We start from the raw sequence: 18,222 nt of genomic DNA on the forward strand, positions 1-18,222 counted from the left end.
CGTGACGGACGATCAGGCGGGGAAGAGCCGTCAGCCTACGCCAGCGGTCCGAGGCTGCCAGGGACCGCCGACAGCGGGTCCGGCGGTCCGTGGGAGCCCGCGTGGGAGGCCGTGCGGGACGCCGCCGCGTCGAGGCTCTCGGCGATGAGGACCGCCATGACCCGCGCCACCCGGTCCTCCCCCAGGGCGGGCGCGCGGGCGGCCACGCGGCGCACGACGTCGGCCTCGCGGCCCGGGTCGCGGGCGGTGTCGGTCTTGAGGTCCTGGATGACCCGGGTGAGCGCGACGCGGCGCTGCAGGAGGTCGCCCAGCTCGTGGTCCACGTCGTCGACGAGGCGGCGCAGCGTCCCCACGGGGTCGGCCCCGGGCCACACCATCCGCAGGTCGGGCGTGCGCTCGGGGTTCGCCGACCCGTCGGTGTGCTCCAGCTCGAGCAGCCCGTGGGCGGCGTAGAACGCCCGCGCCGGGGCGTTGTCGGTGAACACCCACAGGCAGAAGCCTCGCGGGCGCAGGGCCGTGACCACCTCGAGCAGCATCGAGCCGACGCCGGCGCGCTGCGCGTCGGGGGCGACGTACAGCGCCTCGAGCCAGTCGTCGACCACGGCGGCGAAGCCGACGACGTCCTGTCCCTCCACGGCGACCCAGACCTCGCGGCGGTCGAGGTCCCAGGAGGCGATGTCGCGGCGGACGTGGGGCACCGCGGCGGCGGGGACCGGCGGCATCGCCGGGGCCGCGGCGGCCCGGGAGGCGAGGAACACCTCCGCCAACGCGGGGAGGTCCGCCGGGACCGCCGGTCGGCAGCCGGTCACGCGCTGCCTCGCACCACGTCCAGGGCGCGCTCGAGGTCGGTCGGGTACGGCGAGTCGTAGGTGACCCACCGCCCGTCGTCCGGGTGGGCGAAGCCGAGCCGGACGGCGTGCAGCCACTGCCGCTCCAGCCCGACGCGGGCGGCCAGGGTCGGGTCGGCGCCGTACGTCAGGTCGGCCACGCAGGGGTGGCGCAGCGCGGACATGTGCACGCGGATCTGGTGGGTGCGGCCGGTCTCCAGGTGCACCTCGAGCAGGCTCGCGAAGCGGTGGGCCTCGAGCGTCGCGTAGTGCGTCACCGACGGCTTGCCGTCCTCGCGCACCGTGAAGCGCCAGTCCGCACCCCGGTGCCGTCCGATCGGCGCGTCGATCGTGCCCTCCAGCGGGTCGGGGTGGCCCTGGACCAGCGCGTGGTAGGTCTTCTCGACCTCGCGGTCGCGGAACGCGTTCTTCAGCACCGAGTAGGCACGTTCGGACTTGCAGACCACCATCACGCCGGAGGTCCCGACGTCGAGCCGCTGGACGATGCCCTGCCGTTCGGAGGCGCCGCTGGTGGCGATGGTGAAGCCGGCGGCCCGCAGGTGCCCGACGAGGGTCGGGCCGGTCCAGCCCGGCGAGGGGTGCACGGCGACGCCGACGGGCTTGTCGACCACCACGACGTCGTCGTCGTCGTGGATGATCCCGACCCCCTCGACGACCTCCGGCCGGATCGCCAGCGGGTCGGCCTCCTCGGGGATCGTGACCTCGAGCATCGCCCCGGCGTCCACCCGGGCCGACTTCGCGGCGGTGTCGCCGTCGAGGACCACGAGGCCCTGGGAGATCAGCTCCGCGCACCGGTTCCGGGAGAAGCCGAACATCCGCGCCATGGCGGTGTCGACGCGCTCCCCGGCCAGGCCGTCCGGGACCGACACGACCCGCAGCTCCGACGACGCCGTCACGGGGTCCGCTCCCCCGTGTCGCCCGCCGTGTCGCCCGCCGTGTCAGCTGCCGGGTCGCCCGCCGTGTCGTCCGCCGTGTCGTCCGCCGGGTCCTTCTCGCTCGGGGCGTGGTCGGCCTCGCGGGTCCCGTCCACCCGGACGCCCCGGAAGGCCTGCAGGATGATGACACCCGCCGCGACGTTGATGCAGATGTCCGCGATGTTGAACACCGGCCAGTTCGGCAGCCGCAGGAAGTCGATGACCTCGCCGTGGAACGGGCCGGGGGCCCTCAGCATCCGGTCGGTGAGGTTGCCGAGCACCCCGGCGAGGAGCAGGCCGAGCCCGACGGCCCACCAGCGGCTGGCCACCCGTCGCGCCACCCACAGCACCACGAGGGCCGCGGTGATGGCGATGACGCTGAGGACGGCCGTGAACTCCGTGCCGGTGGAGAACGCCGCGCCGGGGTTGCGGACGAGCGTCAGCGTCAGCCAGGGGCCGACGAGCTCGACGTTCGAGGACGGCTCGAGCCGCTCGACGGCCAGGATCTTCGTCGCCACGTCCAGCGCGTACGCCGTGGACGCGACGAGCGCGAGCAGCACCAGGTACGGCGCCCGCCGGCGCGACGGCCGGGGGTCGGTGCTGTCGGCCTCGTCCGTCGACGTCGGCGGGTCCGCGGAGGTCAGCGGCGTTCCTCGCGCTGCTTGCACGCCAGACAGAGTGACGCACGGGGAAAAGCCATCTGCCGTGCCTTGCCGATCGGGTTGCCGCAGGACTCGCACAGCCCGTAGGTGCCGGCGGCGATCCGCGCGAGGGCGTGGTCCATCTGCTCGAGCGCCTCGCGCTCGTTGTTGACCACCGTCAGCTCGTGGTCGCGCTCGAAGCTGGTGGCCCCGACGTCGGCCTGGTCGTGGCCCGCGCCGTCGCCCGCGTCGCGCATGAGGCCGGCGAGCTCCTCCTCCTGGCCACGCACCAGCGCGCCGAGCCGCTCGCGCGCCTGCTGCAACTCGTCCAGCACCTCGGTCACCTCGGCGGCGGTCCAGGGGTCGTCGCCCTCGGCGACCGCCAGGCGGGGCGCCACGGACTCGGCCGAGATGGTCTCGGGTGTCGCGTCGGACTTCGTCACGGTGGCCCTCTTCGTCGTCGTCGCCTGGGGGCCGGGGCCCCGTCTCCACGGTGCTGCGTGCCGCTGCACGGCGCACCCTCCGCCGTACCCCCGACACGCCTGGTCGAGTCCCGTGGCGACCTCGGGGGGCACACGGGCGAGCAGAACCCTAGTGGCTGGACGACGGGCGGCCACAACCGACCGCGTCCGCGCCCGCCGGACGCGACTCGGCCCCGGGACCCGCGACGGTGCGCGGGTTCCGGGGCCGGTGTCGTGGCTGGCCGTGACGGGGAGGCTCAGGCCTCCTCGTCGCCCAGGATGGAGCGCAGGCGCTTGGGCGCGGGCGTCCCCTCCGTGGGCTGCTGCGGCGTGTCGGACGACGGGTTGCCCAGCGCCTCGAGCTGCTGCGTGAAGTAGCTCTTGAGCCGCGAGCGGTACTCGCGCTCGAACGAGCGGAGGTTCTCGACCTCGCTGTTGAGCTTGTCCCGCTCGCGCTCCAGGTCACCGAAGACCTGCTGACGACGCTCGGCGGTCTCCTGGTCGAGCATCTGCGCGCGGGTGCGCGCGTCGGACTCGAGCTGGTCGGCCTTCGTCTTCGACTCGGTCGTCAGGCGGTCCGCCTTGGTGCGGGCGGCCCCGACGATCTTGTCGGCCTCGTTCTTGGCCTCCTCGACGAGCTCGTCGGCGTTGCGCGTCGCGATCTCGAGCAGACGGGCCGCGGCGTTGGACGCCTCGGGGACCGTCTCCACCCGGATGGTCTCGACCGGAGCGGCGGCCGGGGCGACCGCGACGGGCTGCGTCACGGGGGCCGGGGTCGGCGCCGGGGTCGGCTCCGGGGTCGGCTCCGGCTGCTTCTGCAGCTGCGGGGCCGGCTCGGGCTTCGGCGGCGTGGACGGCGTGGACGGCGCGGACTGGCCGCCGTACGCCGGGGACCCGCCGCCCGACTGGGCGGCCGCGAGCTTCGAGCGCAGGTCCTCGTTCTCCCGTACCAGTCGGGCCAGCTCGGCCTCGACCTCGTCGAGGAACTGGTCGACCTCACCCATGTCGTAGCCCTCGCGGAGCCGGACGGGCGTAAAGCGCTTGTTGCTCACGTCCTCAGGCGTCAGCGGCATGACCTCACCCATTCGATAGACAGCAGTGTCGGGTCCGCCTCGACGGACCCATCCGAACGACCATAGCGCCTCGGGCCCCTGACCTGCGAAGTCAGGCGACCCGGGCGCGACCGGGCGGACGACGGAGCCCGCGCCGGGCCCGGAGGACCGGACGCGGGAGCGTCAGGCCGAGAGCAGCGTGGCGGCGTTGAGCTGCAGCAGCAGGTAGGCGCCGAACAGCACGATGAGGAAGCTGAGGTCCAGCGCGACCGAGCCCAGGCGCAGCGGCGGGATCACCTTGCGCAGCGCGTTGATGGGCGGGTCGGTGACCGAGTAGACGACCTCGAGGACGACGAGGAGGAACCCCGACGGCGACCAGGAGCGCGCGAAGACCTGCACCCAGTCGACGACGAAGCGGATCCACAGGAGGGCGATGAAGATCCACAGGATCGTGTGGATGACCTGCCCGACGAGTAGCACCGCGTCAGCTCTGGTTGAAGAAGCCGCCCTCGACGATGCGCTGCTTGTCCTCCGCAGCCACGGTCACGTTGGGGGGCGAGAGCAGGAACACCTTGTTGGTCACACGCTCGATGGTGCCACGCGTGGCGAAGGTGAGGCCGGCGGCGAAGTCGACGAGGCGCTTGGCGTCCGAGTCGTCCATCTCCGAGAGGTTCATGATCACGGGCGTGCCGTCGCGGAAGTTCTCGCCCACGGTGCGCGCCTCGTTGTAGGTGCGCGGGTGCAGCGTCGTGATCTTCGACAGCTCGGCCACCGACTGCGGGGCCGGGGTCGGACGACGTCGCTCGGCCAGGTCGGCCACGGCCGCGGGGCGGGCGACCGCACGCTCCGCCGACGTGGCGGCCTGCACCGAGTGACCCGGGTGGGCGGAGCCCTCCGGGTGCTGCGTCCGCGCCGCGGGGCGGGCACGCTCGGGAGACGTCCCGGTGCGGGCCAGGTCGACGTCCTCGTCGTACTGGTCGTACCGGTCACTGTCCTCGAGCAGGCCGAGGTACTCGCCGAACTTGCGCATGCCACCAGCCATGGGTGAAATCCTCCGGGCTCCTGCGCCCCGGCCGGGGCGCCGATCGTGTTCTGGACACTACTGGCTCGAGGGCCTCTCGCCGAGGACCGCGCGGCCGACACGCACGTGTGTCGCGCCGACGGCCACGGCCTGCTCGAGGTCGTTGCTCATGCCGGCGGACAGCCAGGTCGCGTCCGGGTGGTCGGCGCGCAGGCCGGCGTGCAGCGAGGCCAGCCGGTCGAACGCGGCGGCGGGGTCCTCGCCGGTCGGGGCCACCGCCATCAGGCCGCGCAGCCGCAGGTGCTCGGAGCCGGCGACGGCCTCGGCGAGGCGGGGCAGCTCGTCGGGCGGACAGCCCGCCCGGGCGCCCGAGGAGCCGGGGGCGTCGAGGCTGACCTGGACCAGGCAGTCCAGCGGGCGGTCGCGGTCCGCGGCCCCGGCGTCGAGGCGTCCGACGAGCTTGGTGCGGTCGACGGACTCGACCACGTCGGCCCACCGCGCGACGGCGCCGGCCTTGTTGCTCTGCAGGCCGCCGACGAAGTGCCAGCGCAGGCCGAGGTCGACGCACTCCGCGGCCTTCTCCTCGGCCTCCTGGTGGCGGTTCTCCCCCACGTCGGTGACGCCGAGGGCGGCCAGGGCGCGCACGTCGGCGGCGCCGAAGAACTTGGTGACGGCGACGAGGGTGACCTCGTGGGCCCCGCGGCCGGCGTCGGTGCAGGCGGCGTCGATCCGGGCCCGGACGGCGGCCAGGCGCTCGGCGAGCTCCTGCTCGCGCGCGGCGCTCACGCTCGGCCCTCCGTCCAGACCAGACCGGCCAGACGGCCGGACGCCGCCCCGTCGCGGCGGTAGGAGTGGGCGGCGGGATCCTCGAGCGTGCAGCCGCCGACGGTCTCGGCCGGGACGCCGGCGAGGGCCAGCTGGGCGAGCACCCCGGCGCCGAGGTCGAGGGCCGGCGTGCCCGTGCGGGTGCGCGCGGCGGTGGCGGGGACGACGTCCGCGACGGCGGTGCGCATCGCCGCGGGGACCTCGTAGCAGGACCCGCACACGTGCGGTCCCACCCAGGCCCGCAGGGCGGGTCCGGCACCGAGTCGGCGCAGGCGCTCGACGGTGCGGGTGACCACGCCGAGCCGCACGCCCTCGCGGCCGGCGTGCGCGACACCGAGGACGCCGGTGCCGGGGTCCGCCAGGACGACGGGGACGCAGTCGGCGACCCGGACCATCAGCCCCACCCCGGGCACGGCGCCGACCAGGCCGTCACCGACCGGCACGTCGTCCCGCGGGCCCGGGCCCGGGTCGGCGACGACCTCGTGGACGACGTCGGAGTGGACCTGGCTCAGCCGGGCGAAGCGGGCGCCGGTCTCGGCCTCGAGCGCGGCCAGGTCGGCCGCGAAGCCGGGCCGGTCGCCCTGGAGGTCGAGGCTCGCGTCGGTGAAGCGGACCTCGACGGTCCCCCCTGCCGCGGTGGGGACCGAGGCGGCGTGGAGGAACACGCCTACTTGAGGAAGTCGGGCACGTCGAGGTCGTCGTCCTCGAACTCGACCGGCTTCGGCGCGGGCTTGGCGGGCGCCTGGTCCCGCTGGTCCCGCTCCTCGCGGCGGGGCTCCGGCGCGGCCGGGGTCTCCCGGGGTGCCGGGGCGCCCGCACGCTCTGTGGCGCCCTGCCCGGGGGACGGACGGGACGAGCGGTCGGACGACGGCGCGGAGCCGCCGGGGCGCGAGGCGCTGGCCCCGCCACCCGACGGGGCGGACCCGCCGGAACCGCCCGAACCACCCGCGGGGGCTCCCGAGGACGCCGGCCGCGCGCTGCGGCGCAGCGCCATGCCGTCGTCGCGGCGCTTGGGCATGCCGCCGTCGAACCCGGCGGCGATGACGGTGACGCGGACCTCGTCGCCGAGCGCGTCGTCGATGGTCGCGCCGAAGATGATGTTGGCCTCGCCGTGGGCGGACTCCGCGACCAGCGCGGCGGCCTCGTTGATCTCGAACAGACCGAGGTCGGAACCGCCGGCGATGGAGAGCAGGACGCCCTGGGCGCCCTCGATGGAGGCCTCCAGCAGCGGGGACGACACGGCCATCTCGGCGGCGGCCACGGCGCGGTCGTCGCCGCGGGCCGAGCCGATGCCCATGAGGGCGGAGCCCGCGTTGGCCATGACCGACTTCACGTCGGCGAAGTCGAGGTTGATCAGGCCCGGGGTGGTGATGAGGTCGGTGATGCCCGAGACGCCCTGGAGCAGCACCTGGTCGGCCTGCTTGAACGCGTCGAGCACCGAGACGCTGCGGTCGCTGATCGACAGCAGCCGGTCGTTCGGGATGACGATGAGGGTGTCGACCTCCTCGCGCAGGGCGGCGATGCCCTCCTCCGCGGAGTTGGCGCGACGGCGACCCTCGAACGCGAAGGGGCGCGTGACGACACCGATGGTCAGGGCGCCGAGCGAGCGGGCGATCTTGGCGACGACGGGGGCACCGCCGGTGCCCGTGCCGCCGCCCTCGCCGGCGGTCACGAAGACCATGTCGGCGCCCTTCATGACCTCCTCGATCTCGTCGGCGTGGTCCTGGGCGGCCTGGCCGCCGACCTCCGGGTTCGCGCCGGCGCCGAGGCCGCGGGTCAGCTCACGGCCGATGTCGAGCTTCACGTCGGCGTCGCTCATGAGCAGCGCCTGCGCGTCGGTGTTGATCGCGATGAACTCGACACCCTTGAGACCGACCTCGATCATCCGGTTCACGGCGTTGACGCCGCCACCGCCGATGCCGACGACCTTGATGATGGCCAGGTAGTTCTGTGCTGCCACGGCGTGATCGCCTCTCGGTGGGGTGCCCGGTCGCTCTCCGGGTCCTGCTCGGTGCTCTGGTCGTTCGAGGTAAAACCTTAACCCTCTTGCTGAGGGTTATAGTTATGTCAACCCCGCACGGGTAGAACGTTAGGGCCGGGGCGTCGCCTTCGCGACCGACACGCCCGGTTCCGCCGCACCGAAGTCACACGCGTCACTCGGGTGACGGGCCGGAGGCCCGGTCGGGAGCCGGTCCAGCGCCGGTCCAGCGCCGGTTCAGGCGCAGGCGGGGTCGGTGCAGTACGTCGGGTCGCTGGGCACGCTGACGTCGTACGCCAGGGCGTCCTCGCGCAGCAGGACAGCGAGGACGGAGGACTTCTGCTCCGACGACTCCGCGCTCCCCCACCGCACCGTGCGGCCGTCGCGCAGCGACAACGTGATCGCGTCGACGGAGTCGACCCGGACGGCCTCGACGCGTCCGGCGAGGTCCGCGGGCATCGCGACCACCACGCGGGCGGCCTCCCGCAGCGCCTCGGCGGTGACGGAGGAGTCCGTCTCGACCCGGGGCATCGACGGCGGGTCGCCGGAGTAGCGGCGGAACGCGACACCGTCGACGTCCATCCCACGCACGACGCCGCCGATCTCGACCAGGGCGACGGCCTGACGCTCGGTGACCGAGACGCGGACGGCGTCGGGCCACTCGCGGGACACGTCGGCCGAGCGGACCGCGGCGAGGGACTCGACGCGGCTGCGGATGGCGTCCAGGTCGACGCGGGCCAGCGGCTCGCCCTCCTCGACGGCCGCGGCGCGCCGGACGTCCGCGGCGGTGACGGTCTCCTCGGCGCCGGCGACCTCCACGCCCTTGACGGACAGGACGTCGGACCACCCGACGAGCCAGGTGCCGGTGCCCACGAGGGCCGTGACGAGGACGAGCGCGAGCACGGTGCGCCACCCCGCGAGCCGGCGCGCCCAGCGGCGACGGGCGAAGCGGCGGTCGTCGCGTCCCGTGCGGGCGCGCTCCTCAGCCATCGCGGCCCTCCCGCTCGCGGAGCAGCCCCAGGGCCAGCGGGGCCAGCCGGGTGACGTCCCCCGCGCCGAGGGTGAGCACCAGGTCCCCCGGACGGGCCAGGGAGGCGAGCAGCGCCGGCACCGCCTCGGCGTCGGGCTCGTGGCGCACCGAGCCGGCGGGCAGGGGGACGGCGTCGGCCACCAGCGCACCGGTGACCTCGGGGTCGGCGTCCTCGCGGGCGAGGTAGACGTCGAGGACGACGACCTCGTCGGCGGCGCCGAGCGCGGCACCCATCTCGGCGCCCATCAGGCGGGTGCGGGAGACCAGGTGCGGCTGGAAGGCGACCAGCACGCGGCCCTCGCCCGCGACCGAGCGGGCGGCCTGCAGGTCCCCGGCGATCTCCGCGGGGTGGTGGGCGTAGCTGTCGTAGACGTCGACGCCGGCGGCCGTGCCCTTGTGCTCCATCCGGCGTCGGGTGCCGGTGAAGGCCTCGAGCCCGGCGCGGAGGTCGTCGAACGCGAAGCCCAGCCGCAGCCCGCACGCCAGCGCGGCGAGGGCGTCGAGCACGTAGTGGCGCCCGGGGATCCGCAGGGTCACCGTGCCGAGCCCGACGCCGTCGTCGTGGACGGTGAACGACGAGGTGCTCCCGGCGAAGACGAGGTCGGCCGCGCGCACGGACGCCTCCTCGGACTCCCCCACCGTCACGGTCCGCAGGCCGCGCGCGCGGGCGGCGTCGGCGAGGCGGGCGGCGCCGGGGTCGTCGACGACGAGGACGACGAGCCCGCCGGGCTCGACGCGGTCGAGGAAGTCGACGAAGGCCGCGGCGTACGCCTCCTCGGTGCCCCAGGAGTCCAGGTGGTCGGCCTCGACGTTGGTGACGACCGCGGCGTGCGGGGTGTAGACGAGGAACGCGCCGTCGCTCTCGTCGGCCTCGGCGACGAACAGCTCCCCCGTGCCCTCGGCGGCGTTCGTGCCGGTGGCCGTGAGGTCGCCGCCGACGGCGTACGTCGGGTCGGCGCCGGCCGCGAGGAGCGCGGACACGAGCAGCCCGGTGGTGGTGGTCTTGCCGTGGGTGCCGGCGACGGCGACGGTACGACGACCGGCCATGACCGCGGCGAGCGCGGCCGAGCGGGGCAGCAGGCGCAGGTCGCGGGCGAGCGCCTCGACGACCTCCGGGTTGGTCTCGCGGACCGCGGTCGAGACCACGACGGTGTCGCCCGGCCCCAGGTGGGCCAGGTGGGCCGCATCGTGGCCGAAGTGGACCTCGGCGCCCTCGGCCCGCAGCGCGGCCAGGGTCGGCGAGTCGGTGCCGTCGCTGCCGGACACCGTGACGCCGCGCGCCAGCATCAGCCTCGCGATGGCGGACAGTCCGGCGCCGCCGATGCCGACGAAGTGGACGCGGCCCAGCTCGGACGCACCGAGGATGACCTCCGGGACGGCGACCCTCATGCCGACTCCCCCACCGCGGGGCCCGTCGTCCAGCCCGCCGCGGCGAGCACGATGCGGGCCAGCCGCTCGTCGGCGTCGCGGGGCACGCGTCGTCCCGCGGCCTCCGACATCGCGGCGAGCCGTGCGGGGTCGCGGAGCAGGTCGGGCACCGTCGCCGCGACCCACTCGGCGGTGATCGCCTCGTCGCCGACGAGCAGGGCGCCGCCGTCGTCCACGACGGGGCGCGCGTTGTGGTCCTGCTCGCCGTTGCCGATCGGCAGGGGGACGAACACCGCGGGCAGGCCCACGGCGGCGGCCTCGGTGACGCTGGAGGCGCCCGCGCGGCAGACGACGAGGTCCGCGGCGGCGTACGCGAGGTCCATGCGGTCCACGAAGCCCTCGACCACGTACGGCGTCGCGACCTGCGGGGCGGTGGTGAGGTCGGTGTTCTTGGGGCCCACGACGTGCAGCACCTGCACGCCCGCGTCGGCCAGCGCCCCGGCGGCGCCGGTGATGGCCTCGTTGAGACGTCGGGCGCCCTGCGAGCCGCCGGTCACCAGCAGGGTCGGGCGGTCGGCGTCGAGCCCGAAGTGGGCGCGGGCCTCGGCGCGGAGCGCGGCCCGGTCGAGGGTGGAGATCATCCGGCGGATGGGCAGGCCCACGTGCTCGGCGCGCGGCAGCGGGGTGTCGGGGAAGCTCACGGCGACCCGGGCGGCGACGCGGGCGCCGACCTTGTTGGCCAGCCCGGGGACGGCGTTCTGCTCGTGGACGACCAGGGGCAGCCGGCGACGCCGCGCGGCGAGGTAGACGGGCAGCGAGACGTAGCCGCCGTACCCGACCACCACAGCCGGGTCGACGCGGTCCAGCACGGCGCCGGCCTCGCGCACGGCGGCGCGCAGGCGGCTGGGCACCCGGGCGAGGTCGGCCGACAGCGACCGCGGCAGCGGCACCGGCGGGATCAGCTCGAGGGGGTAGCCGGCGGCGGGGACGACGCGGGTCTCGAGGCCGCGGCTGGTCCCGACGCAGGTGACGGCCACCGTGCGGCCGGCGGCCTCCGCCAGGCGGCCGAGGGCGTCGGCGGTGGCCAGGAGCGGCGAGGTGTGGCCGGCGGTGCCGCCGCCGGCGAGCAGGACGCGGAGCGGGGAGGTCTGGGGGGTCTCGGAGGTCGACATCGTGGTGAGGAACCTAGCCGCGGCGACGCTCGGCCAGCGCCTTGGCCGCCTCCGGCTGGCGGCGGGCGAACCCGATCAGCAGGCCCAGCGCGACCAGGGAGGGCAGCAGCGCCGACCCGCCGTACGAGACGAGCGGGAGGGGGATGCCGATGACGGGGAGCAGCGCGAGCACCATGCCGAGGTTGATGAGGGTCTGCCCGAGCAGCCAGACCACGATCCCGAAGCAGGCGTAGCGGACGAAGGGCTCGGTCGAGGCGGCCGCGATGCGGACGGCGGCGAAGGCGATGGTCGCGAACAGCACCAGCACGAGCAGAGTCCCGACGAGGCCGAGCTCCTCGCCGAGGACGGCGAAGATGTAGTCGGTGTGGGCCTCCGGGAGGTAGCCCCACTTCTGCTGGCTGGCGCCGATGCCCTGCCCGAAGACCCCGCCGCTGGACAGGGCGTAGAGGCCGTGGGCCGGCTGCCAGCCCGCGTCGTGGTAGTCGGAGAACGGGTCGGTGAAGTTGAGGAGCCGCTCGCGGCGCTCGCTGCTGGTCGAGGCGAGCCACAGGGCGACGGAGGCGACGGCGGCGAACGCGATCGCGAACAGGCGCAGCGGCGCTCCGACGACCCAGAGCATCCCCAGCAGGATCGCGGCGAGCACCAGTGCGGTGCCGAGGTCGCGCTGCCACACGACGAGCCCGGTGACACCGAGCAGCACGGGCGCGACCGGGAGCAGGACGTGGGACAGCTCGCCGAGTCGCCGCTCCTTGAGCGCGTAGACGTGCGCGGCCCACAGCACGACGGCGAGCTTGGCGATCTCGGACGGCTGCACCCGCAGCGGCCCGAGGGCCAGCCAGTTGGTGTTGCCGTTGACCGAGGTGCCGAGCGGGGTCGCGGTGAGCGCGAGCAGGAGGACGGCGACGCCGAGCGCGGGCCACGCCAGCAGGCGGATCGCCCGCAGCGGCAGCCGGGAGGCGACGAACGCGCAGGGCAGCCCGATGACCACCCACAGCAGCTGGCGGGTCACGACGGCGTACGAGTCGCGGTCGTGGACGTTGTAGGAGTAGACGCTGGACGCGCTCAGCACCATCAGCAGCCCGATGGTCAGCAGCAGGCCGGACGCGCCGAGCAGCAGGTAGTACACCGCGAGCGGACGGTCCAGGGAGGCGCGCAGCGCGCGCCACCACACCACCGGGGCGGCGAGGCGGGCGCGGAGCCCGGGGCGGGGCGCGGTGTCCGTGGCGACGGGCCCCGTGGGGGCCGTGCGCCTCGTGGGCGCCGTGCGGGACGGCCCGGGGTCGAGGGTGGTCATCGTGGTCCCTGCCTCCGGGGTGGCGTCAGTCGGTCGGCCTACGCAGGTGCTCTCGGACGGCCTCCGCGAAGGCGTCGCCGCGAGCGGCGTAGTCGGTGAACTGGTCCATCGACGCACAGCCGGGAGCCAGGAGCACGGTGTCGCCCGGCTGGGCGAGTCGTGCGGCGGCGTCGACCGCGCGGCCCATGGGGCCGGTCCGCTCCGCAGTCTCGCCGTCCTCGACCTGCGTGACGGGGACATCCGGGGCGTGTCGCGCGAGAGCCTCGGCGATCACGTGACGGTCGTGGCCCAGGAGCACCGCTCCCCGCAGCCTCGGCGCGACGTCCCGGACGAGGTCGTCGAACCGCGCGCCCTTCGCCAGCCCGCCCGCGACCCACACCACGGGGTCGTAGGCCAGCAGGGAGGATCGGGCGGCGTGGGGGTTGGTCGCCTTGGAGTCGTCTACCCAGCGGACGCCGCGCCCGGCGTCACCCTCGGCGACGACCGCGATGCGGTGCCCGTCGGGGCGGAAGTCGCGCAGGCCGTCCCGCACGGCGGCCTGGGTCACGCCGTGGGCGCGGGCCAGGGCGGCGGCGGCGAGGGCGTCCTCGACGACGTGGGGCGCCGGGGAGAACAGGTCGTCGATGGTGCACAGCTCGGCCGCGCTCGTCGCGCGCGCCTCGACGAAGGCGCGGTCGGCGAGGATGTCCTCGACCAGGCCGACCATGCCCACGCCCGGGGTGCCGAGGGTGAAGCCGATCGCGCGGGCGCCCTCGACGACCTCGGCGTCGCGGACCAGCTGCTCGGTGGTCCGGTCGGCGGTGTTGTAGACGCAGGCCCGGGAGACGCCGGCGTAGACGCGGCCCTTGTCGCGGGCGTAGGCGTCCATGTCGGCGTACCAGTCGAGGTGGTCCTCGGCGACGTTGAGGCAGACCGCGGACTCGGCGGCGACGCTGCGGGTGTGGTGCAGCTGGAAGCTGGACAGCTCGACCGCCAGCACGTCGTACGGCGTGGGGTCCATGACGGCCTCCGTCAGCGGCAGGCCGACGTTCCCGGCCGCGACGGTGCGCAGGCCGGCGGCGCGCAGGATCGACTCGAGCATCCGCACGGTGGTGGTCTTGCCGTTGGTGCCGGTGACCGCCAGCCAGGGGGTCGCGGTGCCGTCGGGCCGCTTCTCGCGGAGGCGCCAGGCCAGCTCGACCTCGCTCCAGACGGGGATGCCGCGACGCTCGGCCTCGGCGACCAGCGGGGCGTCGGGACGCCAGCCCGGGGAGACCACGAGGACCTCGGCGTCGTCGGGCAGGGCGTCGGCCCCGGTGCTGCCGGGACCGAGCGAGACGTCGGCGCCGAGCACGCCGAGGAGCTCGGCCCGCTCGGCCAGCGCCTCGGTCTCGCGGTCGTCGACGGCGACGACGCGGGCGCCGACGTGGGTGAGGTTGTCGGCCGCGGCGAAGCCGGAGACCCCGAAGCCGGCGACGACGGCGCGGACGCCCTCCCAGTCGTCGCGGCCGAGCCGCTCGACGCGGGCGCCCTCGTGTGCGTCAGACATTCGCCACCCACTCGGCGTAGAAGATGCCGAGCCCGACGACCACGAACAGCCCCGTGATGATCCAGAAGCGGATCACCACGGTGACCTGCTCCCAGCCGAGCATCTCGAAGTGGTGGTGCAGCGGGGCGAGCCGGAACACGCGGTGCCCCGCCTTCACGCGGAACACGGTGCGGAACAACCCGCTGGCGCGGCTGACCTTGAACACCCCGACCTGGACCATCACCGAGAGGGTCTCGAGCAGGAACAGGCCGCCGAGGATGACCAGGAGCAGCTCGGTGCGGGTCAGCACGGCGAAGCCGGCGAGCGCGGCGCCGAGGGCGAGCGACCCGGTGTCGCCCATGAAGATGGCGGCCGGGGACGCGTTCCACCACAGGAACCCGAAGCAGGCCCCGGTGATCGCCGCCGCCACCACCGCGAGGTCGAGCGGATCTCGCACGTCGTAGCAGGAGCCGGTGGGGTTGGTCTGGCAGAACTGGTTGTTCTGCCAGATGTTGACCAGCGTGTAGGCGCCGAAGACCATCACCGAGGCGCCGGTGGCGAGGCCGTCGAGGCCGTCGGTGAGGTTCACGCCGTTGCTCGTGCCCGCGATGATCAGCCAGATCAGCAGCACCGCCAGCACGAACGGCAGCGCCAGCCAGTCGATCTCGCGGATGAAGGAGACCTTCTCCGAGGCGGGGGTGCGGCCGTTCTCGTCGGCCAGCCACGGCGACAGCGCGAGGACCCCGAACACCAGCGCCACGACGGTCTGCCCGACCATCTTCGCCTTGCTCCGCAGGCCCAGGGAGCGTTGCTTCCAGATCTTGATGGCGTCGTCGAGGAAGCCGACCAGGCCCATGCCGACGAAGAGGAACAGCAGCAGCAGCGCCGAGGCCGACGGCACGCTCATCGTCAGCAGCTTGGCCGCGAAGTAGCTGACGACCGTGGCCAGGATGATGACGATCCCGCCCATGGTGGGCGTGCCGCGCTTCGTGTGGTGGCTGGTCGGGCCGTCGTCGCGGATCTCCTGGCCGTAGCCCCGCTTGGACAGCACCGAGATCGCGACCTTGGTGCCGAGCAGCGAGATGATGAGCGCCAGCCCACCCGAGAGGAGGATCGCCCTCACGTCGGGTCTCCCTCCCTCGATGACTCCGTCGATGACTCCGTCGGTCCGTGCGTCAGCGTCTCCGCCACGCGCTCCAGCGCGACGCCGCGGCTGGCCTTGACCAGGACGACGTCGTCCGCCGCGACATTCTCACCTACCCACGCCGTGGCCTCGTCGCGACCCGTCGTGCGCACGACGAGCGGGGTGTGCTGCGCCGTCCCGGGGGTGTCCTCGGCCGTCTCGGCCCCGTCGGCGAGGCCCGCCGCGGCGCCGCCGGGTGCGCCGTCCACGACGACCAGGACGTCGACGCCCTGCCGGGCGGCGGCGCGGCCCACCTCGACGTGACCGTCGTACGCCGCCCCGCCGAGCTCCTTCATCTCGCCGAGGACGGCGACCGTCCGCCGGCGCGCCCCGGAGCCGTCGCCGGCGGCGAGGTCGACGAGAGTGGCGAGCGCAGCGTGCATGGAGGCGGGGTTCGCGTTGTAGGCGTCGTTGAGCACGAGCAGGCCGTCGGCGCGCTCGGTGACCTCGGTGCGCCACCGCGAGTCCGGACGGGCCGCGGTCAGGCCGGCGGCGACGTCCGCCAGCCCCACCCCGGCGGCGAGCGCCATGGTCGCGGCGGCCGTGGCGTTGGCGACCTGGTGACGGCCCGGGAGGGCGAGGGTGACCTCGGCGCGCTCGTCGCCGTGCGACAGCGTGAAGCGGGGCCGGCCCCGAGGGTCGAGGGCGAGGAGGTCGCCGGCGACGTCGGCGCCGGGCCCGCCGAAGGTGAGGACCGCGGCGGAGGTGCGGGGACGCATGGCGGCGACCCGCGGGTCGTCCGCGGCGAGCACGGCGACGCCGTCCGGGGCGAGCGACTCCACGATCTCGCCCTTGGCCCGCGCGATGGCCTCGACGGAGCCGAACTCCCCGAGGTGGGCGGAGCCGACGTTGAGGACGGCGGCGACGTCGGGCCGGGCGATGCCGCAGAGCAGGGCGATGTGGCCGACGCCGCGGGCGCCCATCTCGACGACGAGGTAGCGGGTGGTGGGGGTGGCGCGCAGCACGGTGAGGGGGACGCCGAGCTCGTTGTTGAGGTTGCCACGGGTGGCGACCGTCTCGGCCCCCGTGTGGGCGAGGAGGCCGGCGAGGTAGTCCTTCGTGCCGGTCTTGCCCTGGCTGCCCGTGAGGGCGAGCACGGTGGCGGCGAGGCGGTCGCGCACGTGGCGGGCGAGCACCCCCAGGGCCGCGGCGGGGTCCTCGACGAGGACGGCGGGCACCCCGACGTCGCGGGCCCCGAGCACCCCGGCGGCCCCGTCGGCGACCGCTCCGGCGGCGTAGTCGTGGCCGTCGACCCGCTCCCCCGGCAGGGCCACGAAGAGGCTGCCGGCGGGGACGTCACGGCTGTCGATCGTGGCGGGTGCGGTGACGAGCTCGTCGCCGGTCGCGTCGGCGAGCCGGCCACCGACGACCGCGGCGACCTCGGTCAGCGTCATCGGGATCATCGCGACGCCCCCGCCCGGGCGGCGAGCTCCTCGCGGACCACGGCGCGGTCGTCGAAGGGGTGGACGACGCCGTCGACCTCCTGGCCGGTCTCGTGGCCCTTGCCGGCCACGACGACCACGTCGCCCGGCCCGGCGAGCGCGAGCGCCCGTCGTACGGCGTCGCGGCGGTCGCCGACCTCCTCCAGCAGGCACCCCGTGTCCTCGGCGCGGGCACCGTCGAGGACCGCGGCCCGGATCGCGGCGGGGTCCTCGGAGCGGGGGTTGTCGTCGGTGACGACGACGACGTCCGCGAGGCGGGCCGCGACGGCGCCCATCAGGGGTCGCTTGCCGGGGTCGCGGTCGCCGCCGGCCCCGATCACGACCAGGAGCCGGCCGGTGGTGAGGGTCCGCATGGCCGCCAGCGCCGCCTCGACCGCGTCGGGCTTGTGGGCGTAGTCGACGACGACGGTGACGTCGGTGTCGCCGTCCGTCCTCCCGTCCCCGACCCGCTCGAGCCGACCGGGGACGCCGCCCGCGGTGGCCATCACGCCGGCCGGGCCCGCGACGTCGAGGCCGGCCTCGCCGAGGCACGCGAGGGCGGCGAGGGCGTTGGCGACGTTGAAGTCGCCGGGCAGGCCGACGCCGGTGCCGAGGGCGAGGCCCTCCGGGCCGTGCAGCGTGTACGACGACCCGGTGGCGTCGGAGCGGACGTCCGCGGCCCACCAGTCGGCGCCGGGGGTGCCCGACCCCGAGAAGGTGCGGACGGGCAGCGTGGTCTCGGCCAGGAGTCGACGGCCGTGCTCGTCGTCCAGGTTCACCAGGGCGCGGCGGGCGCGCCGGTGCGTGAACAGCGAGGCCTTGGCGCGGTAGTAGTCCTCGACCTCCGTGTGGAAGTCGAGGTGGTCGCGGCCGAGGTTGGTGAAGCAGGCGACGTCGAACACGACCCCGTCGACGCGACCGAGGACGAGGGCGTGGCTGGAGACCTCCATCAGGCACACCTCGACGCCCTCCTCGACCATCAGCGCGAGCAGGGCGAACAGGTCGGGGGCCTCGGGGGTGGTGAGCTTCGTCGACAGGTCACGGCCACCCACCCGGGTGCCGACGGTGCCGATGGCCGCGGCGCGCACTCCGGCCGCCTCGAGCGCGGACAGGGCGAGGCGGGTGGTGGTGGTCTTGCCCTGGGTGCCGGTGACCGCGACGAGGCGGATCCGGCCGGCGGGGTCGCCGTACACGCGGGCGGCGAGGGCACCGAGCAGGCGGCGGGGGTCGTCCACGACGACCACGGGTACGGCCCCGTCGGCGACGTCGCCCGGCAGGCGCCGCAGGCCCTCGGCGTCGGTGAGGACGGCGACCGCCCCGGCGGCCAGCGCCGCGGGCGCGTGGTCGGCGCCGTGGGCACGGGCGCCCGGCAGGGCGGCGTACAGGTCGCCGGGCAGGACCCGGGAGGTGGCGAGGGTCAGGCCGCCGACCCTGACGGCGGTCGCGTCACCGTGGACCTCGACGGTGCCCGCCCCGTCCTCCAGCGCCGCCACGAGGTCCCCCAGCG

Annotated in this window: 18 protein-coding genes; all 18 read right to left on the reverse strand. The window is 75.0% G+C overall.

What is annotated here, in order from left to right:
• Positions 1–35 precede the first annotated feature (35 nt).
• Entirely contained in the window at positions 36–809 is a 774-nt protein-coding gene (locus Q0858_RS18605; RefSeq protein WP_299057645.1) for a GNAT family N-acetyltransferase, read from the reverse strand.
• Positions 806–1,726 carry an RluA family pseudouridine synthase gene (locus Q0858_RS18610; RefSeq protein ID WP_299057955.1) on the reverse strand — a complete coding sequence of 307 codons (921 nt, stop codon included), beginning with the start codon at positions 1,724–1,726 and terminating at the stop codon, positions 806–808. The genes Q0858_RS18605 and Q0858_RS18610 overlap by 4 nt, the downstream gene beginning before the upstream one ends.
• Before the next feature lie 14 nt (positions 1,727–1,740).
• Complete coding sequence (lspA, locus tag Q0858_RS18615) at positions 1,741–2,430, reverse strand: signal peptidase II (RefSeq protein ID WP_299057647.1); 690 nt, start codon at positions 2,428–2,430, stop codon at positions 1,741–1,743.
• Complete coding sequence (locus Q0858_RS18620; RefSeq protein ID WP_299057649.1) at positions 2,403–2,846, reverse strand: TraR/DksA C4-type zinc finger protein; 444 nt, start codon at positions 2,844–2,846, stop codon at positions 2,403–2,405. The genes lspA and Q0858_RS18620 overlap by 28 nt, the downstream gene beginning before the upstream one ends.
• A gap of 275 nt (positions 2,847–3,121) precedes the next feature.
• Complete coding sequence (locus Q0858_RS18625; RefSeq protein ID WP_299057651.1) at positions 3,122–3,937, reverse strand: DivIVA domain-containing protein; 816 nt, start codon at positions 3,935–3,937, stop codon at positions 3,122–3,124.
• Between the two features lie 162 nt (positions 3,938–4,099).
• Positions 4,100–4,396: a YggT family protein gene (locus Q0858_RS18630; protein WP_299057653.1), complete on the reverse strand. Its 297-nt coding sequence runs from the start codon at positions 4,394–4,396 to the stop codon at positions 4,100–4,102.
• 4 nt (positions 4,397–4,400) lie between these two features.
• A complete protein-coding gene (gene sepF / locus Q0858_RS18635) occupies positions 4,401–4,958 on the reverse strand; it encodes a cell division protein SepF (RefSeq protein WP_299057655.1) in 558 nt (185 codons plus the stop codon).
• Positions 4,959–5,015: 57 nt separating this feature from the next.
• Complete coding sequence (locus Q0858_RS18640; RefSeq protein ID WP_299057656.1) at positions 5,016–5,723, reverse strand: YggS family pyridoxal phosphate-dependent enzyme; 708 nt, start codon at positions 5,721–5,723, stop codon at positions 5,016–5,018.
• Entirely contained in the window at positions 5,720–6,427 is a 708-nt protein-coding gene (locus Q0858_RS18645) for a polyphenol oxidase family protein (protein WP_299057658.1), read from the reverse strand. Before Q0858_RS18645 ends, Q0858_RS18640 begins: the two co-directional genes overlap by 4 nt.
• 2 nt (positions 6,428–6,429) lie before the next feature.
• Complete coding sequence (gene ftsZ, locus Q0858_RS18650) at positions 6,430–7,722, reverse strand: cell division protein FtsZ (RefSeq protein WP_299057660.1); 1,293 nt, start codon at positions 7,720–7,722, stop codon at positions 6,430–6,432.
• A gap of 255 nt (positions 7,723–7,977) precedes the next feature.
• Complete coding sequence (locus Q0858_RS18655; protein ID WP_299057662.1) at positions 7,978–8,730, reverse strand: FtsQ-type POTRA domain-containing protein; 753 nt, start codon at positions 8,728–8,730, stop codon at positions 7,978–7,980.
• Entirely contained in the window at positions 8,723–10,159 is a 1,437-nt protein-coding gene (murC, locus tag Q0858_RS18660; RefSeq protein WP_299057664.1) for a UDP-N-acetylmuramate--L-alanine ligase, read from the reverse strand. The genes Q0858_RS18655 and murC overlap by 8 nt, the downstream gene beginning before the upstream one ends.
• Positions 10,156–11,310 (reverse strand): undecaprenyldiphospho-muramoylpentapeptide beta-N-acetylglucosaminyltransferase, encoded by a 1,155-nt coding sequence (gene murG / locus Q0858_RS18665; RefSeq protein WP_299057665.1) that lies wholly within the window; start codon positions 11,308–11,310, stop codon positions 10,156–10,158. Before murG ends, murC begins: the two co-directional genes overlap by 4 nt.
• Positions 11,311–11,323: 13 nt before the next feature.
• Positions 11,324–12,604: a putative lipid II flippase FtsW gene (gene ftsW, locus Q0858_RS18670; protein WP_299057667.1), complete on the reverse strand. Its 1,281-nt coding sequence runs from the start codon at positions 12,602–12,604 to the stop codon at positions 11,324–11,326.
• 25 nt (positions 12,605–12,629) lie between these two features.
• Positions 12,630–14,132, reverse strand: a complete 1,503-nt coding sequence (gene murD, locus Q0858_RS18675; protein WP_299057670.1) for a UDP-N-acetylmuramoyl-L-alanine--D-glutamate ligase — start codon at positions 14,130–14,132, stop codon at positions 12,630–12,632.
• Positions 14,125–15,234, reverse strand: a complete 1,110-nt coding sequence (gene mraY / locus Q0858_RS18680; protein WP_299057672.1) for a phospho-N-acetylmuramoyl-pentapeptide-transferase — start codon at positions 15,232–15,234, stop codon at positions 14,125–14,127. Before mraY ends, murD begins: the two co-directional genes overlap by 8 nt.
• A complete protein-coding gene (gene murF / locus Q0858_RS18685; RefSeq protein WP_299057674.1) occupies positions 15,231–16,688 on the reverse strand; it encodes a UDP-N-acetylmuramoyl-tripeptide--D-alanyl-D-alanine ligase in 1,458 nt (485 codons plus the stop codon). Before murF ends, mraY begins: the two co-directional genes overlap by 4 nt.
• Before the next feature lie 5 nt (positions 16,689–16,693).
• On the reverse strand, positions 16,694–18,199 hold the full coding sequence (locus tag Q0858_RS18690) for a UDP-N-acetylmuramoyl-L-alanyl-D-glutamate--2,6-diaminopimelate ligase (protein ID WP_299057957.1): 1,506 nt from the start codon (positions 18,197–18,199) through the stop codon (positions 16,694–16,696).
• Positions 18,200–18,222 lie beyond the last annotated feature (23 nt).

This window comes from uncultured Nocardioides sp. (assembly GCF_947489365.1).
In the GTDB taxonomy this organism is placed as follows: Bacteria; Actinomycetota; Actinomycetes; order Propionibacteriales; family Nocardioidaceae; genus Nocardioides.

Excerpts from the sequence above, each read along its gene's own strand:
- murG (WP_299057665.1), bottom strand. The coding sequence starts at position 11,310 with ATGTCGACCTCCGAGACCCCCCAGACCTCCCCGCTCCGCGTCCTGCTC.
- Q0858_RS18655 (WP_299057662.1), bottom strand. The coding sequence starts at position 8,730 with ATGGCTGAGGAGCGCGCCCGCACGGGACGCGACGACCGCCGCTTCGCC.
- sepF (WP_299057655.1), bottom strand. The coding sequence starts at position 4,958 with ATGGCTGGTGGCATGCGCAAGTTCGGCGAGTACCTCGGCCTGCTCGAG.
- murF (WP_299057674.1), bottom strand. The coding sequence starts at position 16,688 with ATGACGCTGACCGAGGTCGCCGCGGTCGTCGGTGGCCGGCTCGCCGAC.
- Q0858_RS18625 (WP_299057651.1), bottom strand. The coding sequence starts at position 3,937 with ATGCCGCTGACGCCTGAGGACGTGAGCAACAAGCGCTTTACGCCCGTC.
- murC (WP_299057664.1), bottom strand. The coding sequence starts at position 10,159 with ATGAGGGTCGCCGTCCCGGAGGTCATCCTCGGTGCGTCCGAGCTGGGC.
- murD (WP_299057670.1), bottom strand. The coding sequence starts at position 14,132 with ATGTCTGACGCACACGAGGGCGCCCGCGTCGAGCGGCTCGGCCGCGAC.
- ftsW (WP_299057667.1), bottom strand. The coding sequence starts at position 12,604 with ATGACCACCCTCGACCCCGGGCCGTCCCGCACGGCGCCCACGAGGCGC.